We start from the raw sequence: 5,319 nt of genomic DNA on the forward strand, positions 1-5,319 counted from the left end.
GCTTGCCGGCGATGGCGCCCGGATGAACGATGCACGGCTCGAGGGCCTCATCGCCAGCAAGCCGGCTCCTACAGGAATCGTGGGTGTCGGTAGTTTTTCATACGACACCCAACTGTAGGAGCCGGCTTGCCGGCGATGGCGCCCGGATGAACGATGCACGGCTCAAGGGCCTCATCGCCAGCAAGCTGGCTCCTACAGGGATCGTGGATGTCCGTAGCCTTTCACACGACGCGGAACTGTAGGAGCCGGCTTGCTGGCGATGGCGCCCGGATGAACGATGCACGGCTCGAGGGCCTCATCGCCAGCAAGCTGGCTCCTACGGGAATCGTGGGTGTCGGTAGTTTTTCTCACGACGCTGAACTGTAGGAGCCGGCTTGCCGGCGATGGCGGCCGGATGAGCGATGCACGGTTCGAGGGCCTCATCGCCAGCAAGCTGGCTCCAACAGGGTTTGGTTATGCAACCACGCGATAACACGGCACATACGCCGCACCGCCCGGCAGTTTCATCCGGTGCTGGGCCACGAACGCCTTGAGCAACTGATCCAGCGGCTGCATCACCGCCGCATCGCCTCGGATCTGGTACGGCCCGTGTTCTTCGATCAGGCGGATGCCCTTGTCCTTGACGTTGCCGGCGACGATGCCGGAGAACGCGCGACGCAGGTTGGCGGCCAGTTCGTGGGCCGGCAGGCTGCGGCTGAGTTTCAGGTTGGCCATGTTTTCGTGGGTCGGGTCGAACGGGCGCTGGAAGCCCTCGTCGATCTTCAGCAGCCAGTTGAAATGGAACGCGTCGTTGCGCTCGCGGCGGAACTGTTTCACCGCTTTGAGGCCGGCGGTCATCTGCCGCGCGACTTCAGCCGGGTCGTCGATGATGATCTCGTAATGCTGCTTCGCCGCGTCACCCAGGGTGGCGCCGACGAACGCGTCCAGTTGTTCCAGATACGGCGCCGCGTGTTTCGGCCCGGTGAGGATGACCGGGAAGGGCAGGCCCTTGTTGTCCGGGTGCATCAGGATGCCGAGCAAGTACAGGAACTCTTCGGCCGTGCCCGCGCCGCCAGGAAAAATGATGATGCCATGGCCGACACGCACGAACGCTTCCAGGCGTTTCTCGATGTCCGGCAGAATCACCAGCTCATTGACGATCGGGTTCGGCGCTTCGGCAGCGATGATGCCGGGTTCGGTCAAACCGAGGTAACGGCCACCGTGAATGCGTTGTTTGGCATGGGCGATGGTCGCGCCTTTCATCGGGCCTTTCATCACGCCGGGGCCGCAACCGGTGCAGATGTCGAGGCTGCGCAGGCCCAGTTCGTGGCCGACTTTCTTGGTGTATTTGTATTCTTCGGTGTTGATCGAGTGGCCACCCCAGCACACTACGATTTTCGGCTCGACGCCGGGGCGCAGGGTGCGGGCGTTGCGCAGCAGGTGGAACACATAGTCGCTGATGCCCTGGGAATTGCTCAGGTCGATGCGCTGGCTGTCGAGTTCGTTTTCGGTGTAGACGATGTCGCGCAGGGCGCTGAACAGCATTTCCCGGGTACTGGCGATCATTTCGCCATCGACGAATGCGTCGGCCGGGGCGTTCAGCAGTTCAAGGCGTACACCGCGGTCTTGTTGGTGAATGCGGATTTCGAAGTCCTTGTAGGCTTCGAGGATGGTCTTGGCGTTATCGACATGGGCGCCGGTATTCAGAATGGCCAGGGCGCACTGGCGGAAGAGGGTATAGGTGCTGCCGGATCCGGCTTCGCTCAGTTGCTGTACTTCACGTTGAGAGAGGGTTTCCAGGCTGCCTTTGGGGCTGACCGAAGCGTTGATTACTTGTCGTTGGGACATTCAATGATCCTTAAAACGATGTCACCCGCCGAGGACGCATGACATCCGAATAGTATGTATCCACGAAAGAAGATGGCACGAACTGCGCAGTATCGCCATGTTCCCCTTTGACGATGAAAAGATGAAAAGGAGCCCCAGCATAGCTAAATCCCTCGCAGAGGCGATAATGCCCCGCAGTCTTTTTGCTCACGCCGCCTGAGGAACCCCGTCGCGATGTTTGAAATCCAGCCGCAGAACCCAGAAATCTATCGAAGCCAGACGCGCCGCAGCACGATCATCATCGCCCTGGTTTTCCTCGCCCTGGCGATGGTTTTGTCCACCGCGGCGGTGGCGATGTTCGGCGAACCGGGGGGCGACAATCTACGCTTCAACGTGGGCGGCGTGTTTGTCGCGGTGCTGTTGATGGCGGCGCTGATGCGCGGCAAATTCTGGACCCAAGAGTGGATGGCGCCGGCGGTCTACGGCTGGCAGCTCAAACGCAGCCTGATGAGCATCACCAACGTCATGCACCAGGTGACGGTGGCGGTGGACGCGGGTGATCCGAGTGCCATGAAGCTGCTGCGTTTCTATCACCTGGGGCTGAGCCAGATGCACCAACTGGACGGTAACTCCAGTGATCACAGCCAATTGATACGTGAAATGGACCTGCACAAGGCACGAATGGAAGCGCTGGGCATCGAAACCGAACAGACGCAATTGAACCCGGCGTGGCTTGAGGCCGTGAAACAGACGCCACGCTAACCGGTACAGGATCAAGGCACATTGATAATAAAAAGGCGAACGGGATCAGTCGCCATTCATCAGGATTCAGGGAGCGTCATGGGTAACCCGTCTGTCAAAGACCGAATTGAACAATTGCGCCACAGCGTGCCTTTGGTCACCGAACAGGCCGGTGCCAGGATCAAGGTGCGCTCCGCGGTGGTACTGCTTGTTGCAGTGTGCCTGTCCATGATTGTCATCGTGATCTGGGAAGCGTGGAGTTCGCGCCAGTACCATCTGCATGACAAGGAAGTGGCGATGTCCAACCTTGCGCAGACCCTGGCCTCGCAAGCGCAGGCGACGATCAAGCAGGCCGATACGCTGCTGTTTACGCTGGTGGAACGCCTCGAAAACGACGGCTTCGACCCGGCCGGGCTGCCACATCTGGAGCGCTTGCTCAGCGCCCAGCGCAGTGAGTTGAGTCAGTTGCATGGCCTGTTCGTCTATGACGAAACGGGGCGCTGGATTGCCAATTCCAACGGCGCCGCCCTGACCGATGCCAACAATGCCGACCGTGAATATTTCATCTTCCATCGCAATCATCCCGACCGTGGGCCTCATATCGGCCCGTCGATCAAAAGCCGCTCCAGCGGCGAATGGATCATGACGGTGTCGCGCCGGATCAATCATGCCGACGGGAGTTTTGCCGGTGTGGCGCTGGCGACGATTTATCTCAATCATTTCCTGTTCCTGTACGACAGCATCGACATGGGCCGCAACGGCGTAATCAACCTGATCGCCGACGATGCCACCATCATCGTTCGCCGGCCGTTCAACGAAGCGGATATCGGCACCAGCCTCGCCAACAGCCCGCTGTTCAAGCAGTTGTTGCCCTCGGGGAGTTCAGGGACGGCAACATTCAAATCCATGGTGGATGGCGTTGTGCGGGTGGTGGGGTTTCGCCGGGTCGAGGGGTATCCGCTGGTTGTTTTCGCCGCGCTCGACAAGGAGGAAGTCCTGGCTGGCTGGCGTGAGGAATCCATGCTCAGTGCTGGCATCGTTACGCTTTTGCTGGGTTTTGTCGGTGTACTGGGTTATCGCCTGATCAATCTGATGAAGCAGCAGAACCGCATTCAGAACCAACTGCTGGACGCTCAGGACAAACTGCTCGAGGTCAATCGCGGCCTGGAATTGCTGGCTCTGGAAGACGCGCTGACGGGGCTGTCCAACCGGCGTCAGTTCGACCTGTTCATCCACTCGGAAATGGGTCGCGCCCGGCGCAGCCTGAACGGCCTCGCGCTGCTGATGATCGATGTCGATCACTTCAAACTGTTCAACGACCACTACGGTCATGTGGCCGGCGACGAATGTTTGCGCAACATCAGCGCGATCATCACCGACAACATCAAGCGGCCCGGGGATCTGGCGGCGCGCTACGGCGGTGAAGAGTTTGCGGCGGTGCTGCCGGGGACTGACTATGTGGGGGCGTTTCTGGTGGCGGAAAAAATCCGTCGTGCGGTGTTGCAGGCCGGTATTCCCCATCGTGAAGGTGCAGAGGGCATGGTGACGGTCAGTATCGGCGTCGCCGCTTACGATCCTGCCTCACAGGCCCAGCCGAACGACCTGGTGGGCGCTGCGGACAAGGCGCTTTACGTGGCCAAGGCCAGCGGCAGGAACATGAGCGTTATTGCCAACTGACTTCAAACAAACCCGCCGCTGCCCTGAACCAGTTGGGTCGCCAGGTACGATTGCTTGAGTTTTTCCAGCCACCAACCCAGGGCGCGACCGTCATGGTCGCCACGCCAGCCGGCATACAGAATGTTCGGCTCGCGCGGGTCGGCCATCTGTTTTTCGACCAGCGTGCCGTTTTTCAGTAACGAGCCGACCCGATGTTTGGGCAGCCACCCCACGCCCAGGCCGTCGCACTGGGCGAGGATTTTGGCGCGCATGGTCGGCACGGCGAGCACGGGTTGTCCGCCGGAGACACCATAAGTACTGCCTTCGGTGACTCTGGACGAGTCGGCTACGACAACCGCCCGGTGTTGCGTCACCGTTGCCCGAGAGATCGGTTCCTTGGCCTTGGCCAGCGGGTGCTTCGGTGAGACCGCAAACACCCATTCCATTTCCCCCAACTGCATCCAGCGCAAGGAAGGGATGGCCGGCGGTTCGTTGGTGGCGCCGATGATCAGGTCCGCCCGGCCTTCGCGCAGGGCTTCCCAGACACCTTTGAGCACTTCCTGGGTGATGCGCAACGGTACGCCGGATTCCAGCGCATCGAACTCGTGAATCACCGGGATCAGGGTTTCGAACTCCAGCAGTTCGTCGGTGACGATCCACAGGCGGCTCTCCCAGCCATTGGCCACTTGCTGCACCCGTTGGGTCAGGCGCGAGACATCCTGCATCAGCCGCGCCGCCTCGTTCACCAGCAATTCCCCGGCCGGGGTGAGCTGCAAGCGGTAGCGGCGACGATCGAAGAGCAAGGCGTCGAAACGCTCTTCCAGTTGCCGCGCCGCATACGACACGGTCGATGGCGCCTTGCCCAGGTGCACCGCCGCGCGCGACAGGCTACCGGTTTCCCGAATGGCCTCCAGCAACGCCAGGTCTTCAATCGACAACATGTTCTGAATCCTCGAACGAACGGCCTGGAAATGAATGTATGGAGCAACGAAAACAAAATCGAGGCCACCTGAAATGTATAGGTCAACCACAACCCCTGTAGGAGCGAGGCTTGCCCGCGAAGAGGCCCTTGAACGCTACGTTGAATTTGAGGCCGCCATCGCCAGCAAGCCGGCT

4 protein-coding genes are annotated in these 5,319 nt (G+C 60.4%); 2 read left to right on the forward strand and 2 right to left on the reverse strand.

What is annotated here, in order from left to right; all coding sequences use genetic code 11:
• Positions 1 to 453 precede the first annotated feature (453 nt).
• Entirely contained in the window at positions 454 to 1,827 is a 1,374-nt protein-coding gene (gene ppnN / locus PMI32_RS02665) for a nucleotide 5'-monophosphate nucleosidase PpnN (protein WP_008034560.1), read from the reverse strand.
• 213 nt (positions 1,828 to 2,040) lie between these two features.
• Here ppnN and PMI32_RS02660 point away from each other — a divergent pair, with 213 nt between their 5' ends.
• Both PMI32_RS02660 and PMI32_RS02655 read left to right on the forward strand, forming a co-directional pair.
• Complete coding sequence (locus PMI32_RS02660; RefSeq protein WP_008034561.1) at positions 2,041 to 2,568, forward strand: DUF3087 domain-containing protein; 528 nt, start codon at positions 2,041 to 2,043, stop codon at positions 2,566 to 2,568.
• Between the two features lie 78 nt (positions 2,569 to 2,646).
• Positions 2,647 to 4,224 carry a sensor domain-containing diguanylate cyclase gene (locus tag PMI32_RS02655; RefSeq protein WP_008034566.1) on the forward strand — a complete coding sequence of 526 codons (1,578 nt, stop codon included), beginning with the start codon at positions 2,647 to 2,649 and terminating at the stop codon, positions 4,222 to 4,224.
• A gap of 2 nt (positions 4,225 to 4,226) precedes the next feature.
• On the opposite strand, the gene PMI32_RS02650 is transcribed toward PMI32_RS02655, so the two are convergent.
• Complete coding sequence (locus PMI32_RS02650) at positions 4,227 to 5,144, reverse strand: LysR family transcriptional regulator (RefSeq protein WP_008034570.1); 918 nt, start codon at positions 5,142 to 5,144, stop codon at positions 4,227 to 4,229.
• Positions 5,145 to 5,319: the final 175 nt, after the last annotated feature.

Origin of the sequence: Pseudomonas sp. GM60 (genome assembly GCF_000282415.1) — a bacterium.
Lineage (GTDB): Bacteria > Pseudomonadota > Gammaproteobacteria > Pseudomonadales > Pseudomonadaceae > Aquipseudomonas > Aquipseudomonas migulae.

What these genes read in the sequence shown, in the direction of transcription:
- PMI32_RS02655 (WP_008034566.1), top strand. Translation starts at nt 2,647, where the DNA reads ATGGGTAACCCGTCTGTCAAAGACCGAATTGAACAATTGCGCCACAGC.
- ppnN (WP_008034560.1), bottom strand. Translation starts at nt 1,827, where the DNA reads ATGTCCCAACGACAAGTAATCAACGCTTCGGTCAGCCCCAAAGGCAGC.
- PMI32_RS02650 (WP_008034570.1), bottom strand. Translation starts at nt 5,144, where the DNA reads ATGTTGTCGATTGAAGACCTGGCGTTGCTGGAGGCCATTCGGGAAACC.
- PMI32_RS02660 (WP_008034561.1), top strand. Translation starts at nt 2,041, where the DNA reads ATGTTTGAAATCCAGCCGCAGAACCCAGAAATCTATCGAAGCCAGACG.